The organism is Berryella intestinalis, assembly GCF_000814825.1.
Taxonomy (GTDB): Bacteria; Actinomycetota; Coriobacteriia; order Coriobacteriales; family Eggerthellaceae; genus Berryella; species Berryella intestinalis.
Genome location: NZ_CP009302.1, coordinates 147,264 through 174,078, shown reverse-complemented (window position 1 = coordinate 174,078; position 26,815 = coordinate 147,264). Strand labels below are relative to the sequence as shown.

Here is a 26,815-nt window from a genome sequence, read left to right as displayed (position 1 = left end):
GAAAGCCGCCAAGCCACCTTCGACCTACTTGCATTGTACCCGCACCGCCGCGATGGCGCTTGCCGGCGCGAAGGGCGCAGGTCACCGCAGTCATCGCAGCTACTGCGGCCTCTGTGCGCAGGCGCCTCGCCCGGGTGCGGCGCGAAGAACCTACATCAGCGAGATGCCCACCGACATCTGCAGCGCGTAGAAGGCGAGACGGGCGACCAGAACGCCTCCCGCAGCGCACAGCAGGGCCGCGTACGCCGCCGAAGGCTTGCCCGAACGGACGGCCAGAACGGACAGGGCGGATGCCGCGGCGACCCCGGCCAAGCCGATCACGATCAGCGGAAGGGCCTGCGACACCAGGTCGGCTCCGATCGCCGTGGGGTTCACCAAGCCGGAAGCCAGCACCGCGACGCCGATCACGCCGATGAACGCGAGGCCGCAGCCGATCAGCGCGAGGGCGCTTATGACCCCTGCGAACGAACGGTCTTCGCCGTCCAGCATGATAGCCCCCAACGCCGCGCCGCCGACCAGGGCATACCCGATCATTGCCACGATGTTCAGCGGGGAATTCCACGTGGGGATGGTCTCCATCATGTAGGCCAGGCCGGTAAACGCCGCGAACAGAATGCCCAGCGCACCGACCAAGATGCCGAACGCCTTGAGGGCCGCATCGCCGAGCTTACCCGACGCGGCGACGATCCAATACGCGGCAGCGGCAACGAAGAACAGGCCGCCCACGGCCACCTCGTTCGACAGCGGGGAGCGCCCGATGCCCTGGGCGACATGCAGCATATTCCCCGGCGAAGCGAGGTGGAACGCCGACGCGATGAATCCCGCCAGCACCAGCGCCAAGGGGAGCCACATCAGCTTCAGCGCGCGTTTCCCCTGATCCTGCCCAGGAAACGAGCCAGCGCACTGCGCTGCGGCCAACGAGATGAACGCACCTGCCCCGATAGGAGCGAGCGTGGTGAAGATTGCCAGAGGCAATTCGGAAAGCATCGCGGTCATCCTACATTACCTCCTTGATGTTCTTGACTTCGCCGTCGAAGGTCCCGGCGGGCTGCACGTCGTCGCTTTCGAGCACGTACAGGTTGGGATCGGTGTAGCGCGGTTCGGGCAAGGGGGCGATGTCGGCGCGCTTTCCCAGCTTCGCCATTTCCTCCACCGGGCCGAACTCCAGGGCGCGCAGGGGGCAGGCCTCCACGCAGATGGGGCTTTTCCCTTCGGCTACGCGCTCGGCGCAGCCGTTGCATTTCACCGAACGGCCGAGCTGCCGATCGACCTTGGGCGAATTATAGGGGCAGGCCATATGGCAGTAACCGCAGCCGATGCACTTCCCTGCGTCCACATCCACCAACCCGGTGGCGGGGTCTTTGTGCATGGCCCCCGTCGGGCACACATGAGCGCACGCGGGGTTGTCGCAATGGTTGCACGAAACGGACACGTGGTAGGCGAACATCGAGCTCACGTGAACGCCGTCGGCGTCTTCCACCCATTGCCCGCCCTCGTAGTCGTACACTTTCCGGTACGCGAAGTCGACCGACAGGTCCTTGTAATCCTTGCAGGCCAACGCGCAGGTCTTGCAGCCCGTGCAGCGCGAGCTGTCGAAAAAGAAACCGTATTGAGTCATCTTGAATTCACCTAAGCCTTGGTAATCTGGACGATGATCGAATGGGAGGGGCCGTTGCCCTTCGCAAGCGGGGTGGGTCGGTAGCTGGTAAGCGTGTTGATGCAGCCTCCCTTGTCCACCCGGTCTCCGTTCATATCAGCGTCATGCCAAGCGCCTTGGGGTATTCCCACCGTCCCCGGAATGATTCGGGGCGTGACCTTCGCTTCGATCTCGATCTCTCCGGCCGGGCTCTTGACGCGGCACTTGTCCCCGTTCGCGATGTTGCGCTCCCGAGCATCGATGGGATTGATCCACGCCTGCTGGCGGTTCATCTCGTCGATCTCCTTTATGAACCCGAACGACGAATGCGTGCGCGATTTGTAATGGAACCCGCTGCAGTACAGGGGGTATTCCTCGGTAACCTCGCCGTATCCGTCGGGACCGGGCCAAAACACCGGAATGGCATGGATCTCCTCGCCCTCCGCAAGCTCCCAGGAATCATTGAGCTTGTCGAGAGCCTCGGAATAGATTTCGATCTTTCCCGAAGGAGTGCCAAGCGGGTGCGCCGACGGGTCGTCTCGGAAATCCTTCAGGCCGATCGAAGGGGGAAGCTCCCGCTTGTACACGCCCTGCTCGAGGATCTCTTCCCAGGTGGGCATCTCGGGATGCTTCTCGCGACCCTGCTTGTACAGGAACTCGATCCATTCTTCCTGAGTGCGGCCTTCCGTGAACTGCTCTCGTATGCCGAACGTCTCGGCGATGTCGGCGCACGCATCGTAGTGGGTGCGGCATTCGCCGGGAGCCTCCTGAGCAGGGCCTCCAACGGTAACGCCCGTGTAGTACTCCGAATAGCCCTGGTTCTGCATATTCAGCTGCTCGGCGCGCATCGCATCGGGAAGCAGGAGGTCGGCGTATTTCCCGGAATCCGTCAGAACGGTGTCCCAAACCAGGATGAACTCGCACTTGCTCTCGTCCGCCAAAACCTCGTGGACCTTGTTGATGTCGCCGTGCTGGTTGGTGAAGCAGTTGCCCGCATAGCTGATGAGCAGCTTGATGTCGCTTCCCAGCTTCTCGGCGCCCCCGATGCCGGCGTTAGCGGCCGTCATCTTGCTGCCGTGATCGATCGCATTCAGCCACTGGTACACGGGGAGCTGCGTCTTGATCGGGTTCTTGAACGGAAGCGCGCTCACCAGATACGTCGGCGGCTCGGCCTCTCGCTGACCCGTGTTCGTTCCGGGCAGGCCGATCTGACCCAGCGCGATGGGAACCATGGAGATGGCGCGCGCCGTATCCTCTCCGTTGGAGTGACGCTGGGGACCCCAGCCCTGGCACACGAAGGGGGCCTTCGCGTTTTCCAGATCCTTCGCCAGCTGACGGATCCGATCCGCGGGGATCTGCGTGATCTTGGAGGCCCACTCCGGGGTCTTCTCGATCTTGTCGTATCCGACCCCCATCAGGTAATCCTTGTACGATTTGCTCTTTCCCTTGGCGGATTCGGGCATCGTGGACTCGTCCCAACCCACGCAATACGCCGAAAGGAACTCCTCGTCCGTTTTCCCGTCCACCACGAACTCGTGGCACAAAGCGGCGCACAGGGCGGCGTCGGTGCCCGTCCTGATGGGAATCCACTCATCGGAATGCCCGGCCGACGTCTCGTTCAGTCGATAGTCGATGTTGACGATCTTGCCGCCGCGGCTCTTTATCGCTTCCCTCACCCGGGCGAAATCCCAAACCGCGTTCGCACCGCCCATGCGCGTGTCAGCGGGGCTGTTGCCGAACATGACGACAAGGTCGGAGTGGGCTTCCGCCTCGCTGAACGACGATGCGTTCACGTTATCGTACGGAGAGTAGACGCTGCCCTTCTCCTTGTTGCTGCCGAACATGTACGGCATGGATGCAGACATCATGTGCGTCGAGTAGTCGTAGCGCTGATTGACGAAACCGCCCAGCATGCCGAGTAGGCGCTTGCTGGGGTTGCGGCCCGTCGTGGAGTACATGCCGGTACCGTAGTTGAAGTAGATGGCCTCGTTGCCGTACTTGTCTATCGTGTACTGGATTTTGTCATGGATGAGCTGGATAGCCTCTTCCCAGCTGATGCGCTCGAACTTCCCCTCGCCGCGCTTGCCGACGCGCTTCATCGGGTACAGCAGGCGATCGGGGCTGTTCACCCAGCGGCGCATCGAGCGGCCGCGCAGGCAGGCACGCGCCTGGAAGGCCTTGTCGCCGATGTTGTCGGACTCCATATAGGCGATCTTGCCGTCCTTGACGTGCCACTGGAAAATGCAGTTCCCGCCGCAGTTGACGTTGCACATGCTCCAAGCGATGCGGTCATCTTCCTGCTTCGAGCCCAGAGCGTCGGTCGGCTGGGTCAGAGCGGATGCCGCCCCGCCCGCTGCCGCAACGGCTGCGAGAGCTCCCGCCGACTTCACGAAAGTACGGCGCGATTGGTTCAGCTGTGGCATATTTTCTCCCCTCTCGTCGAAAACCACGATCTCATCCTATCGAGACGGGTCTTCCCCCGTGTCACATAAATCATGTGAATTGCGAGGTCAGAGAGTGTAACATGCCCTGGTTCCCCGCATATGGAACGCGCCCGCGCCGCAAGCGTCCCGTCGCATCCCCGTTTTCAACCTTGAACTGAGCGCCGTTTCCCCTTAGCCTAAGCCTTCGAGAGGAAAGCCATGAAGACACTGCAGCTTCTGATGAAGCCGAACATAACCGCACTCGCCTACGCCATGTTCATGGCGACCAACGCGGCGGGCATATGGGGCGGCGTCTTCCCGTTCCTCCCCTTCGACATGCAATCGAACGCGCTGCTGTTCTGGTTCTTCCTCGCCCAGGCCACCACCTTCTTCGCCACGTTCTTCTTCGTGTCCGGGCTGTCCTACTTCGCCCCCTCCATCACCGCGCGACCCCTCGTCGCCGGGGCCGGCGTCCCCTACTTCTTGGGATGGGCCCTGATCATCGGCGCGATGTACTTCGCCGATCTCAGGATGCCCCTGCTGGTTGTCGGGGGCGCGTGCCTCGGTGCGGGGTCGGCAGGCTTCTACCTGCTGTGGCAGCGCCTGTTCATGGCGAAGGAAACCAGCCGCGGCGTGGTCGACCTCATGATGGGCACCGTGTATTCGGCGGTCATCTACTTCGCCCTGTACCTCATCCCCCGCGCGATAACCGTCTACCTCATCCCGTTCGCGTTCATGCCCCTGTTCGCGCTGGCGCTGGTCGTATGCTCCCGCGAAATCGACCTCTCCCAACCGATGTTCGCCGACGAGCCCCGCAAGAACCGCCGCGTTTACCGCAACACCCTGCGCGTCCTGTACCGCAGCGGGCTGTGCGTGGCTGCGCTGGGGTTCTGCACGGGCTGCATGAGGGCTGCGGCCATCGAGCAGCCAGAGATGGGCTCGTACGTGAACATCCTGTCGATGGTCGCCCTGCTTGCTGCGGCCTGCTCCATCCTGGCGATATGGCGCTCGCGCGACGTCAAGTTCAACCCGCTCGCCATCTTCCGCGCGCTCGTGCCCGCCGCGCTCACCTCCCTCGTCCTGATGCCGTTTCTGCCCGCCGCCTACACGCAGTGGCTCTCGGCGGTCTTCTACTCGATCTACGGGATCGCGCTCCTGCTGATGATGATCCAAACCGGCCAGATCAGCCGCGATCTGGGCGTGCACCCCTTCTTCGTGTACGGCCTGCTGGGCGGCGTGGTGTACCTCATGCACGACCTGGGATTCGTCATCGGGAGCGCCGTGGAGCTGTGGGGCATCTACCAGCCAGCACGGATCCTTTTGGCCCTGATGATGGTGTACGCCCTGGCCATGGTCTATTTCCTGTGCCACACCAGCCTGAAGACGACCATAGCGAAGGCGTTCAGCGACGACAGCATCGAGCTGCTCGCCCTCGCCCTTACCGGAAGGCGCGAATCCGCCGAGGGAAAACCTGCGCCGATGGAGGCAGGCTCCCCCTCCGGAAACGATGCGCTCTGGGACATCGACGAGCCCTCCTCCGAAGCCTCCCCCGACGAGGTCGGGCAAGAAGCCCTGAAGGACGCACCCGCCGCGCTCGTCGAGGAGGATGATCGCGAGCGCGTCTTCACCGACCGACTGTCGAAGCAGATGGACGCGGTGCGCCGCGCCTACGGGCTTTCCGCCCGAGAGACCGAAGTGGCCGAGGCCGTCGCCCGCGGAAAGACCGTCAAGCGCATCGCAGAAGAGCTTTTCGTGTCCGAGAACACCGTGCGCACCCACACGAGGCGCATTTACGCCAAACTGGGTATCCATAAGAAATCGGAGCTGATCGACCTCGCTCAGTCCATATCGCGTTAGGGAAGCCTCGGGAAATGAACGCGCAATCGGCACACGACGCCTGGCTGCATATCGGCAGGTTCATCGGTCGGCACATGCCGATCGTCATCTTGGCATCCCTTGCAGCCGGCATCGCCTTCCCCGACCAGCTTGGGAGCCTCAGACCCTTCGTTCCCCTCATGTTCGCCGTCATGACCTTCCAGAACTCCCTGACCATCAGCTTCTCGAAGCTCAAACAAGCGATCACCAGCCCCGCGCCGATCATCATGGTCCTGCTGTTCGCCCATGTGGTGATGCCGATAGCCGCCTTCGGCGCGGGAAGCCTGCTGTTCAGCGGCGAAAGCGACATCATCGCGGGCTTGGTGCTCGAGTACTCGGTGCCCGTCGCGACGTCTATGGTCATGTGGGTATCACTTAGCCGCGGCAACACGGCCACCTCCCTGGCGATCCTCCTGGGCTCCACGCTGATCTGCCCCTTCTCCATCCCCTTCACGCTCCATGCGCTCCTCGGCGCATCCATCGAAGTGAACGCCGCCGGCATGATCGGCGACATGCTGTTCATGGTGGCCATACCCGCGCTCGCGGGGTTCGGGCTGAACGAGGCGACGCGCGGTTGGGCGGGTAGGAAGCTGGCCCTCGAGCTCTCCCCGCTGGCGCGGTTGATCATCCCCCTCATCGTCACCGTCAACACGACGGGCATCGCCGTCTACGTGCGCAACCCTACTCCCCAGCTCGCCGCCATCGTGGTGTTCGTGGGTCTGTTCGCCGCAGGGGCGTTCGTCGTCGGAATCGGCTTGGCGAAGGCGACGCACCGGAAAAGCGCGGAGTTCGCCCCGGTCGCTTTCGGATGCGGGATGCGCAACATCTCCGCAGGGTCCGTGATCGCCGCCTCGTACTTCCCCGCCGAAACGATATTCCCCGTCATGGCGGGGGTCTTGTTCCAGCAGCTCCTCGCCGCGACCTTCGGCAAGATCATCTCACGCATGACGGCCTCGGAAAACGAAGAAGCGGGCGCCTAGGCCCATCGCCCAGACGCCCGCTTCCCCGCAGATAAACGGCAGCCCCGATTACATGGCGCGGATGCGCTCCACCGCCTCGACGGTCGCATCGGCATCGCCGAACGCGGTGAGGCGAACGTAGCCCTCGCCGTGCGGGCCGAATCCGGCGCCGGGCGTGGTGATGACGTTGGCCTCTTCCAGAAGCTTGGTGAAAAACTCCCAGGAACCTACGCCCTCGGGGGTCTTGCACCACACATACGGGCTGTTCACAGCGCCGTATACCTCGAATCCCGCAGCCTCGAGGCCCTCTTTGATCACGCGGGCGTTGTTGCGGTAGTACTCCAGCGTCTCCTCGATCTGACGAGCGCCCTCGGGCGTGTAGATCGCAGCCGCCCCGCGCTGGATCACGTACGAGGCCCCGTTGAACTTGGTGGTCTGGCGGCGGTTCCACATGGCGTTCAGGCTCTGGCCGTCGCGCTCGAGCTCCTTGGGCACCACCGTGTAGCCGCAGCGGGCTCCGGTGAAGCCGGCGGTCTTAGAGAACGAGCGGAATTCGATCGCGCAGGTCCGAGCCCCGGGAATCTCGAAGATGGAGTGAGGGACGCCCTCTTCGACGATGAAGCGCTCGTACGCGGCGTCGAACATGATGATCGAGCCGTTTTCGTTGGCGTAGTCCACCCAGGCGGACAGCTGCTCGCGGTTGAGCACCGTGCCCGTGGGGTTGTTCGGCGAGCACAGGTAAATGACGTCGGCTTTTTCGGCAGGAAACTCGGGGCAGAACCCGTTTTCCGCAGTCGTGGGCATGTAGACGATGTCCGTCCAGCGCTCGTTTTCCGCGTCGTAGTCGCCTGCGCGGCCGCTCATGGCGTTGGAGTCGACGTAGACGGGATACACCGGGTCGCACACGGCCACCACGTTGTCCAGCGCCAGGATGTCGCCGATATTGCCGCAATCGCTCTTCGCGCCGTCGGACACGAAGATCTCGTCCACGGCGATCTCGACGCCGCGCGCGCGGAAATCGTGCTGGGCGATGGCCTCGCGCAGGAAATCGTAGCCCTGCTCGGGACCGTAGCCGTGGAACCGCTCGCTGGTGGCAAGGTCGTCCACCGCTGCATGCATCGCCTCGACCACGGCGGGCACCAGCGGGCGGGTGACGTCCCCGATACCCATCTTGATCAGCTTGGCTTCGGGATGCGCCTCGGCGTACGCCGACGTGCGGCGGGCGATTTCGGCGAACAGGTAGCTGCCGGGAAGCTTGGCGTAGTTCTCGTTGACCCTGGCCATTAAGAGTCCTTTCACGTGCGGTTCGATGACGCCCCTATGGTATATCGAACCTCCGCGCCCGAGGTTTCCGTTTGCGAACGACAATGAAAACTCCGAAGGGGAAACCCGGATGCGCACACGCCCGCAGCCCCGTCGGACGCGGTTCCGCCCGCCGCAGCGCCCGCGGCCCACCGCGCGCGACCCGGCCTACGCCCGCACGCCACCACCCTTCAAGGTGAGTTCGACCCCGTTGAGGATCGAGCGCATGATCAGGTCGAAGTACCGATCGCTCATCTCATTGGGGCCATCCGCCCGATCCTGTTCGGAAAGCGGCTCCATGAACGTTCCGACGAGCTCGGCGATGGCGGGGGATTCCTCCGCATAGGGGCCCAGCTCCCTCACCGCGTCATCCAGGCTCACCCGCCGGCCGCGCTCGTTGGACGAGCGGTAGTCCCGCCCCGCTATCGCGCCCAGCGCGGTATTGCAGATCATCGAATAGGCGAACGAGGTCATCTCGGCGAACCCCGCCTCGTGCAGCTTCGCGAAGCCCACCTCGATCAGCGGAACGAGCGAATGGGGGAACCGGTTCATCTGGAGCAGGTCGGCCACGCCGTTATGGGCGAGCAGCACGCGGCGCAGGCTCGCCATCACCGCGACGTACCACTCCTTCCAGGAAAGATGCGGGTCGGGCATCTCGACCAGGCGGCCCACTTCTTCGACCACCCTCGACGCAACGGCGTCCCGGTTCGGGAAGTAGTGGTACAGAACCGACGGGGAGACATCCAACTCGGCTGCCAGATCGCGCATGCTCCAACCGTTCAGCCCGCGCTCGGCCGTCAAACCGAGCGCCGCATGCGCCACCTTGCCCTCGTCCAACCCCGCACGATGCCCCGTGGTCCGTGCCCTCGTCTCCATGTCCCATCCCCCCGATGTTTCATTGACAATCTAGAACGGTGTTCTATCATACACTCGAACACCGTTCTAGAATCAAGGAGATGCCGATGGACACCGAATCCGCAACCCTTCCGAAAAGCGACGGGCCCAGCACGCCGCACGCCGAGTGCGACAGGGCGGAGAAGAACCAGACCAAGATCCTGCTCGCCGTCGTCATCCTGGCCTACACCGGCCAGATGATCCTCAACCCCGTCCTGGCACCCCTCGCACGCACGCTGGGAATGGAGGAATGGAGCGTCGGCGCCATCATCTCGGTCGCCGCCCTTATGTTCACCCTGTTCAGTCGTTTCTGGGGGCCGTATGCCCAAAGGACCGGGGCGAGGCGCGTCCTGATGGCGTCGATGCTGGGAGGGTTCGTGGCGCTGGGCAGCTTCGCCGCGGTGGTGTTCGCAGCCGACAAGGGGCTTATCGCCGGGTTCTGGCTTGTGTTCGGGGCCATCGCAACCAGAGGATTCCTCTACGGCTGCTCGATCTCGGGCGTGATGCCCGCCGCGCAGTACCACCTGGTGTCGCGGTGCGAAACCGAAGAGGACCGCGTGAAGTCCGTCGGAACCCTAGGCGCCATGAACGGGCTTTCGGGGATCCTGGGATCTGTCGCAGGCGGGGCCCTTTCCATGATCGGGGGCCTGATGCTGCCCCTCGGCGTCATGCCGCTTCTGATGCTTGCCGCGTTCGCCGTGGTCGCACTGGCATTCAAGCCCAAAGCCGTCGAAACCGAGCAGAGCGAACCCCGCAAAGTGAGCTACTTCGACCCGCGCGTGCTTCCCTTCCTGCTCGCAGGGTTCGTCCTGTTCCTGTCGTTCTCGTCGCTCCAATCGGTGTTCGGCTTCATGATTCAGGATCGGCTGGGGCTCGACGCCACCTCCACCGCCGGGTACACGGCCAGCATCATGATCCTGACCTCCGTCACGATGATCCTGTTCCAGGGCGTCATCGCCCCGCGCATGAAACTGTCCGCCCGCAAGATGCTGCGCGTCGGATTCGCGCTGATCGTCGCAAGCTTCGCCCTGTTCATCGCAGCGTCGACGCTTCCCTTGATAGCCGCGGCATCCATCCTGATCGCAGCCGGATGCGGGTTCGCCATGCCGGGGTACAACGCAGGGCCCACCATGAACGTGGAACCCGAAGAGCAGGGAGGCCTCGCGGGGCTGATCATGTCGAACAACGGCCTGACCTACATCATCGCGCCGCTATTGTCCACCTCCCTGTACGGCTTGAACCCCCTGGCGCCTTTCGCGCTGAACCTCGCGCTGGTCGTCGCAGGACTCGTCCTGTGCCTGGCGCACCCGAAGCTGCGTTAGGCGAAAAGGGCGCGGTGGGCCGGACCTTCGGCCGGCCGGCTCACCGATACGGACCCGTCCGCCCTACGCGTTCGCGCGGCCCCTCGCCTCGCGGGCGGCGCAGCGGCGCCTGTGGCGAACGTACAGCACCGCCATGCTGACCGAGGTCGCAGCCCACGTGACGGGGTATACGGCGGCCACCGCCTCGACCGAGGGCGCCTGAGCCGTGAACAGGGCCAGCAGGACCGTGCGGACCACGCAGATGTTGGCCACCACCACGGCCATGGGGCCCAGCGTTGCGCCGTAACCGCGCAGCGCATCCCCCAGCACCTGATGAAACACGTATAGGAAGTAGAAGGGGAACGTCACGGCGATGATGCGCAGCCCCGTTTCGATAACCGCAGGATCCTCGTCGAACACCCAGAACGCCCAGTAGCCCACCGACAGCATCAGCGCCGAAAGCCCCAGAGTCGCCGCAAGCGCCACGATCAGAGAGATGCGCACGCCCTTCCTGCATCGGTCCTCCCGACCCGCCCCGTGATTCTGTGCGACGAACGTGGTCGTGGTCTGCCCCAAGGCGAGAATCACGTAGAACATGGGAAGCTCGACCTTGAAATACGTCGCGAACGCCGCAACCGTGTCGACCCCCATGAGGTTGATCTGGTGCTGGACGAACACGTTGGAAAGGGAGATGGCGAACGCCTGGATCCCGATGGGAAGCCCTACCGCCAGCATGGCGCGGATCTGCCTGAAATCGATATGGGCGCCCATGCCGCCGTCCGCACCGAGGCCCCCTTCCCGGAACAGGCGCTGCGCGACCAGCCCCGCCGCCACCAGGTTCGACAGCAGCGTCGCCAAGGCGACGCCCTCGACGCCCATGCCCAGCGCGCAGAGAAACAGCCAGTTGGCGGCGATGTTCATCACGCCGCCGACCGCCTGGGCGACCATCGGGGTGGACGAATCCCCCAGCGCGCGCGAAGCCCCGGCGCACAGGTTGTACAGCGATACCGCCACCATCGCGATGAAGTAAACGCGCAGATACGCGAGCGCGTCGTCGGCGGCCTCGGCGGGCGTACGCATCCACGCGACGAACGAAGGGGCCGAAAGCCACCCGACCAGCGCAAGCGCGGCGCCCAACATAAGCCCGAGCGCCACCGACGACGCCAGCCCGCTTCTCACGCGCCGCTCGTCGCCCGCGCCGAACGCCTGGGCTATGACGACGTTGGAGCCGGTCGACGCCCCGGTCAAGAATCCCACCAAACATGCGATCAGCAAAACGCCGATGCCCACGGCCGCTATGGACGAAGTCCCCAGGATATTGCCCACGAACAGCAGATCGACCGTCGAATACAGCTGCTGGATAACGCTCGAGGCCAGAAGGGGCAGCGCAAAGGAGACGATGCCCTTGACGGGCGGCCCCTGGGTCAGATCGATCCGCTTCGAACCGGAGCTCGCCATCTACAGCACAGCCTCGATGAGCGATTTCGTGTAATCGTGCCGGGGATGGGCGATGACCTGGTCCGCAGGACCGGATTCGACGATGCGGCCCGCGCACATCACCGCAACGGTATCGCACATGCGCTGGACGAGGGCCATATCGTGGCAGATGATGAGCTGGGCCATCCCCGTCTCTTCCCGAATCCCCTCGAGCAGCTCCACGATCTGGGACTGGACCGTCACATCGAGGGCGCTGGTCGCTTCGTCGCAGATCAACAGCGCGGGCTGGCACACCAGGGCGCGTGCGATGGCGGCCCTTTGGCACTGGCCGCCACTCACCTGGTGGGGGAAGCGCTCGAAAAGCTCGGGGGCGAGCCCGCAGCGCTGCATGAGGGCACGAGCGCGCATCTCGGCGGGCTTTTTCGCCATCCCGCGGTTGCGCAGCCCCTCGGCGACGCCGCATCCCAGCGTATGTCGGGGGTCGAACGACCCTACGGGGTTCTGGAACACCATCTGCGCCCGATCGAAGATAAGCCGCGCGCGACGTCCGCGCAGATGCGCGATGTCCTCGCCCTGCAAGACGATGCTGCCGGCATCGGGGCGAACCATCCCCATGACGAGGGAGGCCACGGTGCTCTTGCCGCTGCCCGACTCCCCCACCAGCCCGAAACACGAGCCGGCGGCCACGTCGAAGGTCACATCGTCCACGGCAGCGACGTCGGCGCCCCGCACCGAACGGAACGTCTTGGAAAGGCCCCGCACCGACAGCACGGGGACCCGATCGGCGTTGGCGCCCATCTCAGACACCCCTTTCCAGTCGAGGAGCCGCGTCCAGAAGCGCTCGGGTGTAGGCGTCGCGCGGGCAGGACAGCACGTCCGACGCCGCCCCATGCTCCACAACGCGGCCGTCCTTCAGAACCAGAACGCTATCGGCCATGGCCCGCGCGACGCCCATATGGTGCGTGACCACGACCATGCCCAGATCGAAATCGCGGCGCGCGCGCAAAAGCTCGTCGACCACCAGCCTTTGCGACACCACGTCAAGAGCGCTGGTGGGTTCGTCGGCCAACACCGCTTGCGGGCCCATCAGCAGACAGAGCGCGATGCCCACCCGCTGGCCCATGCCGCCCGACAGCTCGAACGGGTAGCTGGACAAAACGCGCTGCGGATCGGGGAAGTTCAGGCGCGCGAGCATATCGGCCGCACGCCGGTCGCTCTCGGCGCGCGACACGGATCCGTGGGCCGCCAGTGCCTCGTGGATCTGGTCTCCGATCCTTCGCAGGGGAGAAAACGAAGCGAGGCAGTCCTGGTGGATCATGCCCAGGCCGCACCCGCGCAGATCGCGCAGGCGGGCCTTGGGCATGCGGTTCACGTCCTCGCCGCAAAACCTCACCGTGCCGCCCGTCACCAGCCCGGCCGGCCCCAGCAGGCGCAAAGCGGCCAGCAGCAGCGTGCTCTTGCCGCTGCCCGACTCCCCCACCACGCACAGGATCTCGCCGCGCTGCAAGGAGAAGCTCACGTCGCGCAGAACGGGGTTCCCGCCCAGCGAGACGCTCAGTCGCTCGTATTCAAGCAGCGCGGCCGTCATCCGAAACCAGCCTCTCTATTTGATGTCGAGATCGGCGGTGATCTCGTAGTAGTCGCACGGATGGGGCTTCAGTCCCGTCACCTTCGCGTCGGTCACGATGCCGGTCTCCAGGAAGCTGGCGAACACGAACGCGTTGTCATCGACGATGAGCTGCTGCATGGCAGCGGCGATCCGAGCGCGCTCGAGCGGATCGAACGTCGATTTGAGCTGGGCGGAGAGCCGCTCGACTTCATCGTTGCGATAGCCGCCGTAGTTCTTAGTCGAACCGTCCAGGCAGCAGGCGCTGAAGAAGTAATCCGGGTCGCCCGTCGGCGCGACGACCATGCTGTAGGAGTACACGTCCCAGGCCGCCTTGTCCTTGCGCACCTCGGCGTGGCTCGACGTGCTGTTCACCTGGACGTCGAAACCGATTTCCCCAAGCGTGGCCTGGGCGGATTCGGACAACAGCGTAAGCTCCTGACGGCTGGGGAAGGTAAGCCAGCGCAACGTCAGCTTCTGACCGTCCTTCTCGCGGATGCCGTCGCCGTCGGAATCGACCCATCCGGCGGCCTCGAGCGTCGCCTTGGCGGCCTCCTTGTCGAACGAGGGGACCTTCAGGTCCTTGCTGCCGAACTCCATCGTCTCGGGGAACATCCCCTTGGCGACCACGCCGCGGCCGTTCAGCAGGGTATCCACGTAACCACGCTTGTCGATGCCCTGGGCTATGGCCGAGCGGACGGCCTCGTCTTGGAGCACAGGGGAGTTGTAGTTCAGCTGACCGAAGAACACGCGGCTGGTGTTGCCGTTGGAAATCGTGTACTTGGAGTTGTCGAACAGCTGGTAGCTCGAGTTGGGAAGGCCGTTGCAAGCCTGGATCTCGCCGGACTGCATCGCAGACGTCAGGGTATCCCCATCGGTTATGGAGCTGACCACCACGGTGTCGAGCTTGGGATCCCCGTTCCAGTACGTCACGTTCTTATGCAGCTTGATCTCGGTGTCCGACACCGACTCGGCCACATAGGGGCCGGTGCCCACGACGGACTTCGTCTCGGAGACGCCCTCCTGCATGTCGATGATGGCGCCGTACGGATCGCACAGGAAGTTGATCAGGCTGGGGCACGGCTCGGTGCACTCGATAACGACCGCGTTGCCCTCGGCCGAGATGTTCGCGATCTTCAGGTCCTTCGGCGCCCGGTCGTGGGTGGCCACCAGATCGTCCAGGCACTCCTTAACCGCAGCGCCGTCCAGCATGCGGCCCGAGCTGAACGCGATGCCCTCCTTCAGCGTGATCTTCACCGTCCGATCGTTCACGAACTCGTAGCTGTCGGCCAACCACGGCTCGGGCTGCATCGAGTCCGAGAACTTGAACAGGGTCTCGCCCACGCCGTAGCGCACGCAGCTCCACCCCGAATAGGCGCTGTGCGGGTTCAGCCCCGCGTCGTCCATCTCGACGCTGTAGGCCGTCGTCCCGTACACCAGCGTCTTTCCGGCAGGCGAGCCGCCGCCCGACGTCTGCACGCATCCCGTCAACGTCGCGACCAACGCCAACGACATCGCGGCGGATGCCGCCAGCAGGGGCAGCCGCCTTCTCTTCTTCGCTTCCATGAAACTCCTTCCTCGATCGGGGCTCGCAGGCCCCTTCGGGCGCCCGGCTCGACCGGGCGCATCGATACCTTTCGAAATCCGCAGCTGCGCCGTCATGCCGAATCGGCGCCGCCGGGAGGACTCTTCTTCAGCAGCCCCTGGCAACCGTAGCCCGATGCGCGGTTGGCGGGATCGATCCAGTCGCGCAGCGCATCGGCGAACAGGTTGAACACCGACACCGCTGCGAAAATGGCCACGCCGGGCGCCAGAACCGTCCAGGGAGCCGTCTGCAGCAGGCTGCGGTTGTCGCTCATCATCGAGCCCCATTCGGCCGCAGGGGGCTGCGCTCCCAGGCCCAGAAACGACAGGCCCGCCAACTCGACCATCATGGTGCCGATATCGAGAACGGCCGTCACCAGCACCGGGCCGGCGATATTGGGTAGAAGGTGGCGAACCAAAAGCCGCGCCGTCGTGCAGCCGCTCATGCGGGCCGCCTGCACATAGGCCTCGTTTTTGCGGGCCAGCGTCAGCCCGCGCGCGATCCGCGCGTACTTGGGCCAGCTGATGACCGCCAGCGCGATCACGGCGTTGTGGATCCCGCCTCCCAGCACGCCGGCGACGGCCAGGGCGAACACCAGGCCGGGAAACGCCAGGAACACGTCGGACGTGCGCATGAGCACCGCGTCGAGGCGCCCTCCGAACCATCCGCACACCACGCCTATCGCAGCTCCAAGCGACCCGCTGATCGCCACCAGCACAAGCGCCGCGAGCACGCTTGCATGCGCCCCCGCGATGACGCGCGACAGCACGTCTCTGCCGTAGCGGTCCGTCCCGGCCCAATGCCCGCCGCCGGGCGACGCCAGGGCGTTCGCCAGATCCTGCGCGTTGGGGTCGTACGGGCACAGGAAGGAGGAAAACGCGGCGATCGCCGCCACCGCGCAAGCCAAGCCCCCGAACACGAAGAGCTTCGTGCGCGCACCGTTTGAGAGGGTCCCCTGCATCTAGGCGCCCTCCCCGTCTATCCGGACGCGCGGATCGAGCGCCCGGTACGCCAAGTCGGCGACGAGGTTCACCACCACGTAGATGACGGCCATCCACACCACGTACGCCTGGATGATCGGGTAGTCGCGCAGCGCGATCGAATCGACTGCGAGCTTGCCGACCCCGTCCCACTGGAAGATGGACTCGACGATGGCCGCCCCTCCCAGCAGATCCCCGATCGAGAGGGCCAGCATGGTGACGATCATGATCATCGAGCTTCGCAGGACGCTCCCGTACAGGATGCGGCGCTCGGGGATCCCACGCGACCGAGCTCCGTCGACATAGCGCTTCCCCAGCTCGTCGAGGACGGTGGCGCGCACCTGCCGCGTGTACTTGCCCACCATGGCGATGGTCAGCGTCGCGGTGGGCAAGACCAAACCGATGGGCCTGATGGCGCCGATCCCGCTTTGCCCCAAGGGCGACGAGATCACCGGGAGCCACCCCAGCCATACCGCGAACACCAAGATCAGCAGCAGGGCCACGAAGAAGTTCGGCAGGGCGTTACCCACGAAGCTGCCGAACCGGATGATGTAGTCGCTCGCGCGGTTCCGGTGCGTCGCCGAATAGATGCCCAACGGCACCGCGACGAGCACCGTGCAGACCACCGACGAGAGCGTCAAGAGAAGCGTGGCGGGCAGCTTCGAGGCGAACGTGTCGAACACGGGCTTTCCCGACACGTAGCTGTCGCCCATGTTGCCGGTCAAAAAGCCCCCGAGCCAGTTGGCGTACTGCACGAGAAAGGGCTTGTCGAGGCCGAGCGCGGCCTTCTTCTGGTCGATGACGTCTTGCGAAACCGCCGCGCCCTGGTTCTCGATCAGCGCCGTCACCGCATCTCCCCCGGCAAGGCGCATCATGCCGAACGACAGCAGGGTGATCCCCAGCAGGATGGGGACCAGCTGCAGCAGCCTGCGCGCTACGTATCTTTTCATCCGGGCGTCCGTTACCTTTTCGATCGCTTCTTACTTCACCGCTTCGATCATGAACAGCGGCGAGCTTGCGTAGAACAGCTGCTCGCCCCTCGACCACACGCGGCGCCACACCGATTCGTCGGTAAGGACCGACGAATAACCCAAATCCGTCAACACGGCCGCATCCCACGAAGGGCGCAGCTCGTAAGTGAGGGGAAGGCGCAGGGCGATCTGCTCGCATGCGCGCTCCTCCACCGACGTCGCCACCGCATCGGCAGACCACTCCAGAACCGAGGAATCGCGCTGATCGGCCGTCCGTTTCCGATCGGTTTCCGCGTCGATCAGATAGCGGTACCAATTCGCGTCGAACGCGATCATCTTCCCGCCTGGAACCAACAGCCTATGCCACTCGCCGTAAGCCTGCAGAGGTTCGTCCAACAACCATGTCACGTTGCGGGAGACGATCGCATCGAACGAATCGTCGTTAAAGCAGGTTAACTTAATATCGCCTTTATGGAAAGTGATTTCGTTTTCCACTCCCGCGCGGACCGCGTTCGCATGCGCCTGCCCAAGCATCCCCTCGCTCGCATCGACCGCATCCACCCGGCACCCCTGGCGCGCCAGCAGTATGCTGAAGAAGCCCGGCCCACAGCCGAGGTCGAGAACACGCAGATCAGACGGGTTGCCCAGGGAGGCGAGCCGCTCTGAGAGCAGCTGCGTCCAGGCGCGGCGCTCGAACCCCGCCATCTCGTCGCGAACGCCGTTGGAGTAACTGGGAGCGCGCACGTCCCAGTACCTCGATATCTCCTGCGGGTCGATAACCGCAGGACACGCTTGCGCGCCCCGCCCGCTCGGCGACCTGTGACTGCAAGCCATCGCTACCTTCTCCCGTGATACGAAACTACGTTTCGTCACACTATCAGAGCGACGGCCCTTCGTCCAGAACCCCGTCGTCCGGCGACGACGAACCGAACGACGGCCCGCGCATCAGCCTGCGCGGCTTGTCGGGAAGCGCGACCACGGCGAGCATCACCACGATGAAGAACGCACCGGCCGCATCGAACCCCGTCACCGCCGTTCCCAGCAAAACCGTGGTGAACGCCAGGGCGGCCACGGGCTCGATGCCGGTAAGCAGACCGGCCACCACCGGGCCCGCCTCGCGCAGGCCCCGCAAAAACAGCGGATAGGGAAGCACCACGCCCAGAAACACCGACCCCAGAATGCCCGCGATCGCACCCAGATCGGCGGGGAAGGCAGAGCCGACCGGATGGAGGAAGATGAGGGCCGCCACCGCGCCGACCATGATGCTGGGCGCCGTGACCGCAACCCCGTTCCACTTCTTCATGAGATAGGTGGGAAGCAGCACGTAGGCGGCGAGCGTCACCATGCTCAAAACGCCCCAGAACAGGCCCTGCGGGCTGAGCGCCAAGCCGCTGAGGTCGCCCTGCGTGCAGATGAGCGTCATGCCGACGGTACCCAGCACGATGGCGGTAAGCTCGCGCTTGCGCGGCAGGCGGCGCTCCATCAGGCAGGCGTACCCGATGACCACGACGCTTCCCAGCTGCTCCATGAGCGTGGCAATGCCGGCGGTGTTGATCGCGATGGACATGATGTAGGTGAACTGGCATCCGAAGCACCCGAACACCCCGTACAGCACCAGGTCGATGAGCGCGTTGCGGTTCGTGAGGATGCTTTTCAGCTGGTCGCGCATGGTAACCAGGCACACCGTCATGAGGATGGCGGCGCTCAGCACCAGGCGCACGCACACGACCAGATGGGGATCCATGCCGTGCTCCTGCGTGAGGTACTGCACGCAGGTACCCGAAAACGCCCAGCACAAAGCCCCTGCTAAAATGCACACCACACCCAGCGCCTTATTGCTCCTCGCCGCTTCCACGTATCGCACCTCCACTCGCATCCAGCCGCTTTGCGCGTCGCGCGCCCGAACCCGTCTTCCCTACGACCTGATCTCCAGCAGGCGCATGATCTCGGCCCTGCTGTGAACACCGCATTTCTCGTAGATGTGCCGCACGTGGGTTTTCACCGTTGAAGGGCTGATGACCAGGGATTCTTGGATGTACTTTGACCCATGCCCCGTCACCCACAGCAAGAAGATCTCCTTCTCCCGTTGGGTGAGGCCGTAGGTTTCCGCCATATCCTCGAGGTGATCCCCCATCGAGCGGCCCATCCTGCGCTCGGCCTGCTCGCGCTCGACCTTGCTGGGAGCCTCGAACACCAGAAGCGTGTCCTGGCTGTCGAACATGAAGCCCGTCACCAGCATGAGCGCGAAGATCCCCGCCACCGCGAAGGGCGCAACCATGTCCACCAACAGCCACGCCGACAGCTGGCCGGCGAACATACCGCCCTGAACGGCCAGGCGCCCGATGGCGAACACGAGGAAGGCCGGCGTGCGGGTCGTGCGCGCGATATCGGCCAGCAGAACCCATGAGAGTATTTCGATGACCACCTGAATACCGGTCATCAGGGGGGCGATGAGCGCCACGTACTCGTATCCGAAGATCGCCACCATGAGCAGCGCGCTTCCCAGAAGCGGAAGCGTCATCTTGTAGGCAGCTCCCAAGCTGGCGTTTTCACCCTGGAAGAGCGCGCCCCACACCACGAACGCCGCCACCACCGCGATGGTCAGCCCCGCCGTTCTCTCGAACCCGAAAAACCCGGACTGGTCGAACGAAGCCACGTACACGCGCGCCCCGCCGTACACGAACATCACCGCAGCCAGGCCCAAAGCCACCCTCCACGGCAAGCGCGAGAACGGCACCAGGGAAAAGCGGGGGCCCTCCGCGCCCTCGGACGGCGCGCCGTCGGGCGAATCCCCCTCGTCGGACTGGGAACCTCCCAGGTACCGATGGATTTTCTCGGGCTCGGGGCACAGGGCGGCCGCCAACACGGGAAGAACCGTGGTGATAGCGCCCGTCGCGACCTCGGGCATGAGCAGCGCCGCATAGTAGATGGCATGCGCGAACCCGAACGAAACCGCCGTCGCGAACACGATGTTGCGAGCCGACAGCGTGCTGAACAACCGTCCCCAGAAGATGACCAACCACACCGATGCAACGCCCGAAACCACGGCTCCGACCAGCATCAGCGGCAACGGCGCCCGGTCGCCGAACGCGTAGCACGCGGTGCCCGCCGCCATGAGCGCGCCTGCGGCCACCAGCTGAACGCGCCTTTCGAACAGCACGCGCAGGCGGCGCGAGAACCCGATGATCACCGCGTAGAACGCCACGCCCGCGATCATCGACGCCAAGTGAACGTACACGAGGTTCAGGTGCGTCGAGAGAACCGGATTGACGGATGCCGACGCGTTGAACGACAGGTACACCCAGGCCCAGTAGAAGCAGAAGCCGAACACCTGGGTGGCCGGAAGCAGCGCCCGCATCGACGGACGGCCGCCTTTCCCCTGTTCGCCGCTAATTTCCTGTGACGCCATACCTTCTCTTCCGCATGTGTTTCGGACGAAATATGCCACCATTATCATAACGCAGAACGGCCCCGTCAAACGGGGCCGTTCGCGTCGGGCCGCAGAGGTTGCGCCCGGCTCGTCGGAGCGCCGCCAGCGGGAGGGGAAAGGCGGCGCTCGGAAGGATGCTACTTATGCGCAGCGGCGTTCTCGCCCGCGATGCGCCCGAAGGTGATGCACATGCCCATGCTCAGGCCCTTCATCGAGATGGGGTACTCCACCGCGAAGCGCCCGCCCTGGGGGCCGCCGGCCACGTACAGGCCCTCGATCTGCTCGCCCTCGCCGGTGAACACGTGGCAGTCCTCGTCGGACACCACGCCGCCCAGCGCACCCAGGTTCAGAGCAGGGGTGCACTTCGCGGCATAGAACGGGGCCTTCTCCAGAGCGAACAGGCGCTGGGAGGATTTGCCGAAGTCGGAGTCCTTGCCGGCGGCGACCAGCTCGTTGTAGCGCTGGATGGACTTCTTGGCCGTCTCGGCGTCGATGCCGGAGATCTTCGACAGCAGCTCGTCGATGGTGTCGGCCTTGATGCAGCGGCCGTCGGCCACGGCGGCCTCGAGGTCGGCAGGGGTGCGCACGTTGATCTTCAGGCCGTTGGCGGTGTAGGCGGGCAGTTCGTCCTCGCGGTAGATGCACGCGATGCCGTGAGCTGCGGGGAAGTATTTCAGCTGCTCGGGCCAAGCGGAATCGAACAGCTGGTAGCACTCGCGGCCGGGCTGGAGCTCCACCTGGTTTTCCAGCTGCTGGCCGGGCAGGTCCTCGTTCATGAAGCGCTTGCCGTGCAGGTTCAGCCACAGGTACCCGTTGGCACCCATGACGCCGCGCCCGTCGGCCCCGGCGCCGCCGCCCATGTGGTGGATCATGGGTGCGTGCCACTGCTCGATGGCCGCCCCTGCCCACACGGCCATCTTATGGCCGTCGCCCACGTTGACGGGCTTGCCCTCGGAATCCATGGTGATGCAGAGCGTCCCCACGCCGTTTTCCACCGTCTCGGGGGCGTAGAACTTCATCATGTCCTCGTTGCCCAGGTAGTCGCCCGTGGTCAGAACGACGCTCTTCGCCGTGGCCTTCACGTATTTGCCGGACGTGACGTCTTTGGCGTACACGCCGGTGACCTTGCCGTTCTCGGCGATCAGCTTGACTGCGGGACACGAATAGCGCACTTCGGCGCCCTTGTCCAAAGCGACCTGGAGGTTGTCTTCCTGGACCTTCTTCAGGTTGCTGAACGTGATGGACGTGGGGTAGCACGGAAGGTCTTCCTTGGTCCAGTCGTAGGTCTCGGGCATGGGATAGAAGAAGGGGGCGATGTAGTTCGCCTGCTTGTCGGCCGGGATCTCGGACCAGGTCTCGTCGGCGATGTAGGCATCCTTGCTGGCCTCGATGAACCAGTCCAGCGTAGCGCCCGACTCGTTGGCCCAGCGCTCGATGACGCCGAAGCGCGTGTGGTAGCTGCCCTCGGCCATGTGGCGGTTCACGATCATGGTCTTGTCGAGGAAGCCGTCGCCGCGGCCCCATTTGCCCAGCGTGTTGCCGCCCAGAGCCGCGATGTCGCTTGCAACGGAGGTGAGGGCCGAAGCCTTCTCGAAGCACAGCACCTTGGCGCCGGCCTCTGCGGCAGCGCGCGCCGCAGCCGGGCCCGATGCGCCCAGGCCGACCACGATGACGTCGGTCTCGAGGGTTTCGGAAACCTCGGAATCGCTGATAGAGGGGGCTTCACCCAGCCAGGTGAGGTTGCCGGTTCCGTCGAAGCCGGCGGTTCCGCCCGCAGTCGATGCGGAGGCCTCGGTTGCGGCCTTCTCGCTTTTCGCCTTCGGAGCGCAGCCCGCCAGGCCCCACGCCGCGGCGCCCGCCGCAACCGCCCCGGATGCCGTCAGAAAACCGCGGCGGCTGATGCCCTTGGAGATCTCTGCCATGTTCGTGTATCCCTTCCCTAGGAATCCTGCGGCGCCGTCGGCCCGCTTGCCCGCGTCCCCGGCGCCTCTCGTCTGCCCGGGCCTCGCCCGGTTCGATCCATGGGAAGATCATGCCCCGCCCGCGCGCCCGCGCCACCGACCCAAAAGGCTTAATTTATGCAGTCGGCCCCTCGACCAAAAGGGGTGAGATATGCTTTCATCTGGTAAATCATCTGAACCTGACGGAGAATCGAGATCGCATGGCCATCCCCGCGTTTTTGGAGCCCCTGCTGGCCCGGCAGTACGGCGCAGACCTCGCTGCAACCATCGTCGAGGGCCTCGCTGCGAAGCGGGCGGTGACGCTGCGGGCCAACACCCTGCTGTCCGACCGGGATGCCGTCGCCGAAGCGCTCGACCAGGCGGGCATCTCCTGGGAGCCCGTCGGATGGTACCGCGACGCGCTCGCCCTGCCCCGGGCAAGCCAGCGCGACGTCTGGGATCTTCCCGCCTACGAAAGCGGCCATCTGTACATGCAGAGCCTCTCCTCGATGATCCCGCCGCTGGCGCTCGGGGCGCGCGCAGGTGAGGACATCTGCGACATGTGCGCCGCCCCCGGTGGAAAAACCACGCAGATCGCCGCGCTCACCGGCGCGGGCGCCCGCATCACCGCCTGCGAGATGCACGCTCCCCGTGCGGAAAAGCTGGAGTTCAACCTCAACCGCCAGAGCGCCCGCAACGTCACGGTGATGCGCACCGACGCGCGGCGGCTGGACGATTTCTTCTCGTTCGACCGAATCCTGCTGGACGCCCCCTGCTCGGGGTCGGGAACGCTGAGCGCCGCAGACCCCCGCGTGGAGAAACGCTTCACCCCGCATCTCATCGAGAAATCGCGCAAGTCGCAGCAGGCCCTGTTCGACAAGGCGCTCAAACTGCTGAAACCGGGGGGAACGCTGGTGTATTCCACCTGCTCGATTCTGCGCGAAGAAAACGAGGCGATCGTGGAAGAAGGGCTGCGCCGCGCGCCGCGCGACCGCGCCTTCTCGGTAAAGCCCTTCGACCTCGATGCTTCAAGCGAGCTTCCCCGCCTGCCCGTCAGCCTGGAAGGGGCTCTGTGCCTGGCTCCCACCGATCGCTACGAGGGCTTCTTCGTCGCCAAGATCGTCCGCACGGGCTAGGGCGCAAGCCCGCACGCGCCCGCATGCAACCCCTCGCCGCATGCGGGCGCGTGCGTGCGCCGCACCATCAGTGGAACAGCCCCAGAACCGGCGTCCCATCGGGCATGGCCTGGTCGAGCTGAAGCGCCCTGAACAGGCGGTCGGGAACGAGGCTGACCAGGTCGTCGGTCCATCGCACCAGGTCGGTAGGCTGGTCCGACCTGAACCAGTCGTTCAGCACCTCGCATTCCAGCTTGGAGAAGATCTCGACGATGAACCGCATGTTGTCGTTCACCTCGATATGGCGGTAGTTCTCCAGGGTATCCAGCAGCACGACCTTGCGGTTCTCGGGCATGACCGTCTGCCCGAACGGCGTGTTGATGCTGTACTGGATGGACTTCCGGTAGAAGTCGCGCTCCTGGTTGATCAGGCGCAGATGGTGGTAGTAGCCGGTTTTCCAATCGATCGAGCGCCCGATCTCGTTCAGATAGAACTGCCGGCAGAAGATGGAGTGCCACCAGGGGATGTCGTACTTGCTTTGGAAGTGGCGGTAGAAGGCCTGGCGCGATATGCCGGCGTTCTTGCATATCTCGGTGATCGTGATGCGGTCGAGCGGCTTGTCCACCGCATGAAGGATACGCATTTTCATGCGCAGTTCAGGCGAGCTGAAGATGTCTTCCCCACGAGCAAGATCTGGAAGCATGGTTCCCCCAATCTCTCCGCAACAGTCGACGTGTTCAATAACGTGAACGGCAACATTTTTCGCGTTTCGTCCATCATAGCGTTACATTCGCCGTTGATAGTTCGGTCTCTCGGGACTTTTACCCCTATCTGTTCCAATTAATAGACAAATACCTCGTTTATGTCTACTACCTGTAGCATTTTCCCTCCAACGACCTTTGAAACAACGGTTTACGCACGTCATCATTCCCTTACAGAAAAGGACGGGAGCTTCTTCCGACCAAGCCGACGGCGGTTGCGCCGGGACGGAAATCGGGCAAGCGACCGAACGAACGCGTTAGCTCCGAAAGCCTCGGATGCTTGGTGACAGTAAACCCCCTTGCCAGGCGTCCGGGCCTTTCAGAGCCAGACACAGGACCCTGCGCGCACCGGCGCGCCCCCACCGATCTTTAGAGACGAATACGAAAAGAAACAGACGAGCACCTACTCAGGTTTATATATCCGCACTTCTTAGGCCCTAATAGCAGCGCTGCTTTTGGCAATGGAACGGTCAACCTACCAAGGAGGGATACATGAACGAACGAGCTAAGTACAAGCTCATCGGCTTTATCATGATGTTCGGCTCATCTTCGTTGATGGGCGGGATCGGGGCTTTCGCACGGTTCATCGACGCACCAGGCGACTTCGTATCTTTCTGGCGCAACTTTGCAGGGCTCCTCGCACTTTCTTTAATTTTCCTGTTCATAGGTGGATTCAAAAAAGTCCGGGAAACCCGCTTCTCCGGCACGATGCTTCTCTCGGGCATCTTCCTGGGTCTGCTCTCGGGCCTGTACTGCCTGTCCACCCAGTACACGACGCTGGCGAACGCATCGTTTCTCATCTACACGGGCCCGATCTACTCGACCGTGCTCGCAGCCATCTTCCTGAGGGAGAAGCTGAACATCAAGGGCATCCTGTGCATCGTGGCCGTTGTGGTGGGCATGCTGTTCATCGTGGGCATCATCACCCCCGAGGGCCTCACGCTGGACCTCGATCCCAAGTACTCGTTCGGCAACGCCATCGCCTTTGCATCCGGCGTCGCCTACGGCCTGTACCTGTTCTTCTCGCGCTACCGCGAGGACTGCGACTCCAACGTCCGTTCCTGGTGGAACTTCCTGTTCGGATCGCTGTCCATCATCGTGCTGATGATCTGGCACCACTTCTTCCTGCAGCCTCTGTCCTACACCGAGAAGGTCAACGGCGTGACCCAGTTCGACGCCTCCGGCCAGATCATCACCCACGCTTGGAACCTGTTCACCATGCCCGCCTCGTCCTGGGCCGTGCTGATCGCCGCAGCGCTCATCACCGGGTTCGGCGCGTTCTACCTGCTCACGCATGCTACTAAGCGCCTGAAGGCCGGCGAACTCGCCGCGATCTCCTACCAGGAGACCATCATGGCCTCGTTCCTGGGCCTGCTGCTGTTCGGCGAGACCATGACCGTCTTCCAGATCATCGGCGGCACCCTGATCGTCGTCGGCGGCGTGGCGCAGATCTTCTTTTCCACCAGCGCAGCCGGCAAGGAAGGCGACGCCGGCAAGCTGCCCGACGAACAGCCGGGCGGCCAAAGCGCCGACCCCGCGCAGGCCTAGAGCCGCCCTCCGGAGCGGGCGACGGGCGCCGAGCGATCGCCGACCGAGAACGCGGCGCACCCCAGCTACCAGCCCTCGTCCGCTCCCTGAAAGAACACCTCATTCCCGCACCGCGCGATCGCAGGCCCGGCTTGCCGCCGTGCGCCCTCGAGGCGCGAGGGGCGAAAGCCCGATCGGCCGCCGCCTTGCACCAAGCGATCGCAATTCCCATAGGAGGCCAACATGAAAAGCACCGTCTACATGGAGGAAATGGACGCCTTCACCTACCGCGAGAAATTCGAGCGCGACGTGGTGATGTTCGTCCCCGCCGGAGCTCTCGAGCAGCACGGCTCGCATATGGCGATGTGCGTCGACGCCGCACTCACGAAGTCTATGGCGGGTGCAACCGCCGAGGCTCTCACGAAGTCGACCGGAGGCGCTGTCCAAGGCATCGTGGCCGCACCGATCAACTACGGCTACCGATCGCAGCAGCGCTCGGGTGGAGGGTTCCACCTCACCGGCACTACCAGCCTGCGCGGCACGACGCTCATCGCCCTGGCCCGCGATATCGTGTTCAGCCTGATCGCCCAAGGAGCCCGCAAAATCGTGCTGATGAACGGCCATTACGAGAACTTCCAGTTCATCTTCGAAGGGGCCGAGCTCGCCCTCGAGGACGCTCGCGCGAACGGCATCGACGACGCGAAGATCCAACTTATGTCCTACTGGGACTTCGTGGACGAAGAGACCATCGAGCGGCTGTACCCGGAAGGGTTCACGGGATGGGACCTCGAGCATGCGGGCGTCATGGAGACGTCGCTCATGCTGCTGTTCTACCCCGACCTGGTCGATCTGGGCAAGGCGGCCGAACCGCTGTACCGCGATCTGCCCGCCGTGCTGCCCAACTACGACGTGCTGCCCATCATCCCCGAGTACACACCCCCCTCGGGATGCCTGTCCTCGCCCGCCGCGTCGTCGGTGGAGAAGGGCGTCATCCTGCGCGACGTGGCCGTGCGCAACATGGTGGATGCCATAAAACGCGAGTTCGCCTAACCCATCGCGAAGAACGGGCCCTC

The 26,815-nt window shown here is 64.3% G+C and carries 22 protein-coding genes; 6 read left to right on the top strand and 16 right to left on the bottom strand.

Going from position 1 to position 26,815, the window contains the following annotated elements:
• Positions 1 to 150: 150 nt before the first annotated feature.
• Genes JI75_RS00675 through JI75_RS00665 form a run of 3 tightly spaced genes read right to left on the bottom strand, consistent with a single transcriptional unit; the run spans position 151 to position 4,059 of the window.
• Positions 151 to 996: a dimethyl sulfoxide reductase anchor subunit family protein gene (locus tag JI75_RS00675; RefSeq protein WP_039687985.1), complete on the bottom strand. Its 846-nt coding sequence runs from the start codon at positions 994 to 996 to the stop codon at positions 151 to 153.
• Between the two features lies 1 nt (position 997).
• On the bottom strand, positions 998 to 1,618 hold the full coding sequence (locus JI75_RS00670; protein WP_039687984.1) for a DMSO/selenate family reductase complex B subunit: 621 nt from the start codon (positions 1,616 to 1,618) through the stop codon (positions 998 to 1,000).
• A gap of 11 nt (positions 1,619 to 1,629) precedes the next feature.
• Entirely contained in the window at positions 1,630 to 4,059 is a 2,430-nt protein-coding gene (locus JI75_RS00665) for a DMSO/selenate family reductase complex A subunit (protein ID WP_039690198.1), read from the bottom strand.
• Between the two features lie 219 nt (positions 4,060 to 4,278).
• Between JI75_RS00665 and JI75_RS00660 the strand changes: the two genes are divergently transcribed.
• Together JI75_RS00660 and JI75_RS00655 are read left to right on the top strand one after the other, a co-directional pair.
• The gene (locus JI75_RS00660; protein ID WP_039687983.1) at positions 4,279 to 5,916 is read left to right on the top strand and encodes a helix-turn-helix transcriptional regulator; all 1,638 of its coding nucleotides are present in this window, start codon (positions 4,279 to 4,281) and stop codon (positions 5,914 to 5,916) included.
• A gap of 14 nt (positions 5,917 to 5,930) precedes the next feature.
• Positions 5,931 to 6,914, top strand: coding sequence for a bile acid:sodium symporter family protein (locus tag JI75_RS00655; protein WP_052241468.1), 984 nt, complete (start codon positions 5,931 to 5,933; stop codon positions 6,912 to 6,914).
• A 48-nt stretch (positions 6,915 to 6,962) separates the two neighbouring features.
• Here JI75_RS00655 and JI75_RS00650 read toward each other — a convergent pair whose 3' ends face one another.
• Positions 6,963 to 8,177, bottom strand: coding sequence for an LL-diaminopimelate aminotransferase (locus JI75_RS00650; RefSeq protein ID WP_039687982.1), 1,215 nt, complete (start codon positions 8,175 to 8,177; stop codon positions 6,963 to 6,965).
• 186 nt (positions 8,178 to 8,363) lie between these two features.
• Entirely contained in the window at positions 8,364 to 9,071 is a 708-nt protein-coding gene (locus tag JI75_RS00645) for a TetR/AcrR family transcriptional regulator (RefSeq protein ID WP_039687981.1), read from the bottom strand.
• An 86-nt stretch (positions 9,072 to 9,157) separates the two neighbouring features.
• Between JI75_RS00645 and JI75_RS00640 the strand changes: the two genes are divergently transcribed.
• Positions 9,158 to 10,411: an MFS transporter gene (locus JI75_RS00640; RefSeq protein ID WP_082019676.1), complete on the top strand. Its 1,254-nt coding sequence runs from the start codon at positions 9,158 to 9,160 to the stop codon at positions 10,409 to 10,411.
• A 63-nt stretch (positions 10,412 to 10,474) separates the two neighbouring features.
• Here the strand turns inward: JI75_RS00640 and JI75_RS00635 are convergent, their stop codons facing one another.
• The 10 genes from JI75_RS00635 to JI75_RS00590 form a co-directional block, all read right to left on the bottom strand.
• The gene (locus tag JI75_RS00635) at positions 10,475 to 11,848 is read right to left on the bottom strand and encodes an MATE family efflux transporter (protein WP_052241467.1); all 1,374 of its coding nucleotides are present in this window, start codon (positions 11,846 to 11,848) and stop codon (positions 10,475 to 10,477) included.
• Positions 11,849 to 12,625, bottom strand: coding sequence for an ABC transporter ATP-binding protein (locus JI75_RS00630; protein WP_039687980.1), 777 nt, complete (start codon positions 12,623 to 12,625; stop codon positions 11,849 to 11,851).
• Between the two features lies 1 nt (position 12,626).
• Positions 12,627 to 13,415 carry an ABC transporter ATP-binding protein gene (locus JI75_RS00625; RefSeq protein WP_039687979.1) on the bottom strand — a complete coding sequence of 263 codons (789 nt, stop codon included), beginning with the start codon at positions 13,413 to 13,415 and terminating at the stop codon, positions 12,627 to 12,629.
• 15 nt (positions 13,416 to 13,430) lie between these two features.
• Positions 13,431 to 14,999: an ABC transporter substrate-binding protein gene (locus JI75_RS00620; RefSeq protein ID WP_205911729.1), complete on the bottom strand. Its 1,569-nt coding sequence runs from the start codon at positions 14,997 to 14,999 to the stop codon at positions 13,431 to 13,433.
• 92 nt (positions 15,000 to 15,091) lie between these two features.
• Positions 15,092 to 15,979 carry a nickel transporter permease gene (gene nikC / locus JI75_RS00615; protein ID WP_082019675.1) on the bottom strand — a complete coding sequence of 296 codons (888 nt, stop codon included), beginning with the start codon at positions 15,977 to 15,979 and terminating at the stop codon, positions 15,092 to 15,094.
• Positions 15,980 to 16,948 (bottom strand): ABC transporter permease, encoded by a 969-nt coding sequence (locus JI75_RS00610; RefSeq protein WP_039687978.1) that lies wholly within the window; start codon positions 16,946 to 16,948, stop codon positions 15,980 to 15,982.
• A 30-nt stretch (positions 16,949 to 16,978) separates the two neighbouring features.
• Positions 16,979 to 17,803 carry a class I SAM-dependent methyltransferase gene (locus tag JI75_RS00605; protein ID WP_082019674.1) on the bottom strand — a complete coding sequence of 275 codons (825 nt, stop codon included), beginning with the start codon at positions 17,801 to 17,803 and terminating at the stop codon, positions 16,979 to 16,981.
• A 43-nt stretch (positions 17,804 to 17,846) separates the two neighbouring features.
• Complete coding sequence (locus tag JI75_RS00600; RefSeq protein ID WP_158407602.1) at positions 17,847 to 18,824, bottom strand: DMT family transporter; 978 nt, start codon at positions 18,822 to 18,824, stop codon at positions 17,847 to 17,849.
• A gap of 60 nt (positions 18,825 to 18,884) precedes the next feature.
• Positions 18,885 to 20,378, bottom strand: coding sequence for a helix-turn-helix transcriptional regulator (locus JI75_RS00595; protein ID WP_158407601.1), 1,494 nt, complete (start codon positions 20,376 to 20,378; stop codon positions 18,885 to 18,887).
• Between the two features lie 158 nt (positions 20,379 to 20,536).
• Positions 20,537 to 22,321, bottom strand: a complete 1,785-nt coding sequence (locus tag JI75_RS00590) for an FAD-binding protein (protein WP_039687975.1) — start codon at positions 22,319 to 22,321, stop codon at positions 20,537 to 20,539.
• Between the two features lie 239 nt (positions 22,322 to 22,560).
• Here JI75_RS00590 and JI75_RS00585 point away from each other — a divergent pair, with 239 nt between their 5' ends.
• Positions 22,561 to 23,475, top strand: coding sequence for an RsmB/NOP family class I SAM-dependent RNA methyltransferase (locus JI75_RS00585; RefSeq protein WP_039687974.1), 915 nt, complete (start codon positions 22,561 to 22,563; stop codon positions 23,473 to 23,475).
• Between the two features lie 67 nt (positions 23,476 to 23,542).
• Here JI75_RS00585 and JI75_RS00580 read toward each other — a convergent pair whose 3' ends face one another.
• A complete protein-coding gene (locus JI75_RS00580; RefSeq protein ID WP_240993183.1) occupies positions 23,543 to 24,103 on the bottom strand; it encodes a TetR/AcrR family transcriptional regulator in 561 nt (186 codons plus the stop codon).
• 604 nt (positions 24,104 to 24,707) lie between these two features.
• Here JI75_RS00580 and JI75_RS00575 point away from each other — a divergent pair.
• Together JI75_RS00575 and JI75_RS00570 are read left to right on the top strand one after the other, a co-directional pair.
• Positions 24,708 to 25,763 carry a DMT family transporter gene (locus JI75_RS00575; protein ID WP_039687972.1) on the top strand — a complete coding sequence of 352 codons (1,056 nt, stop codon included), beginning with the start codon at positions 24,708 to 24,710 and terminating at the stop codon, positions 25,761 to 25,763.
• 222 nt (positions 25,764 to 25,985) lie between these two features.
• A complete protein-coding gene (locus JI75_RS00570; RefSeq protein ID WP_039687971.1) occupies positions 25,986 to 26,792 on the top strand; it encodes a creatininase in 807 nt (268 codons plus the stop codon).
• Positions 26,793 to 26,815 lie beyond the last annotated feature (23 nt).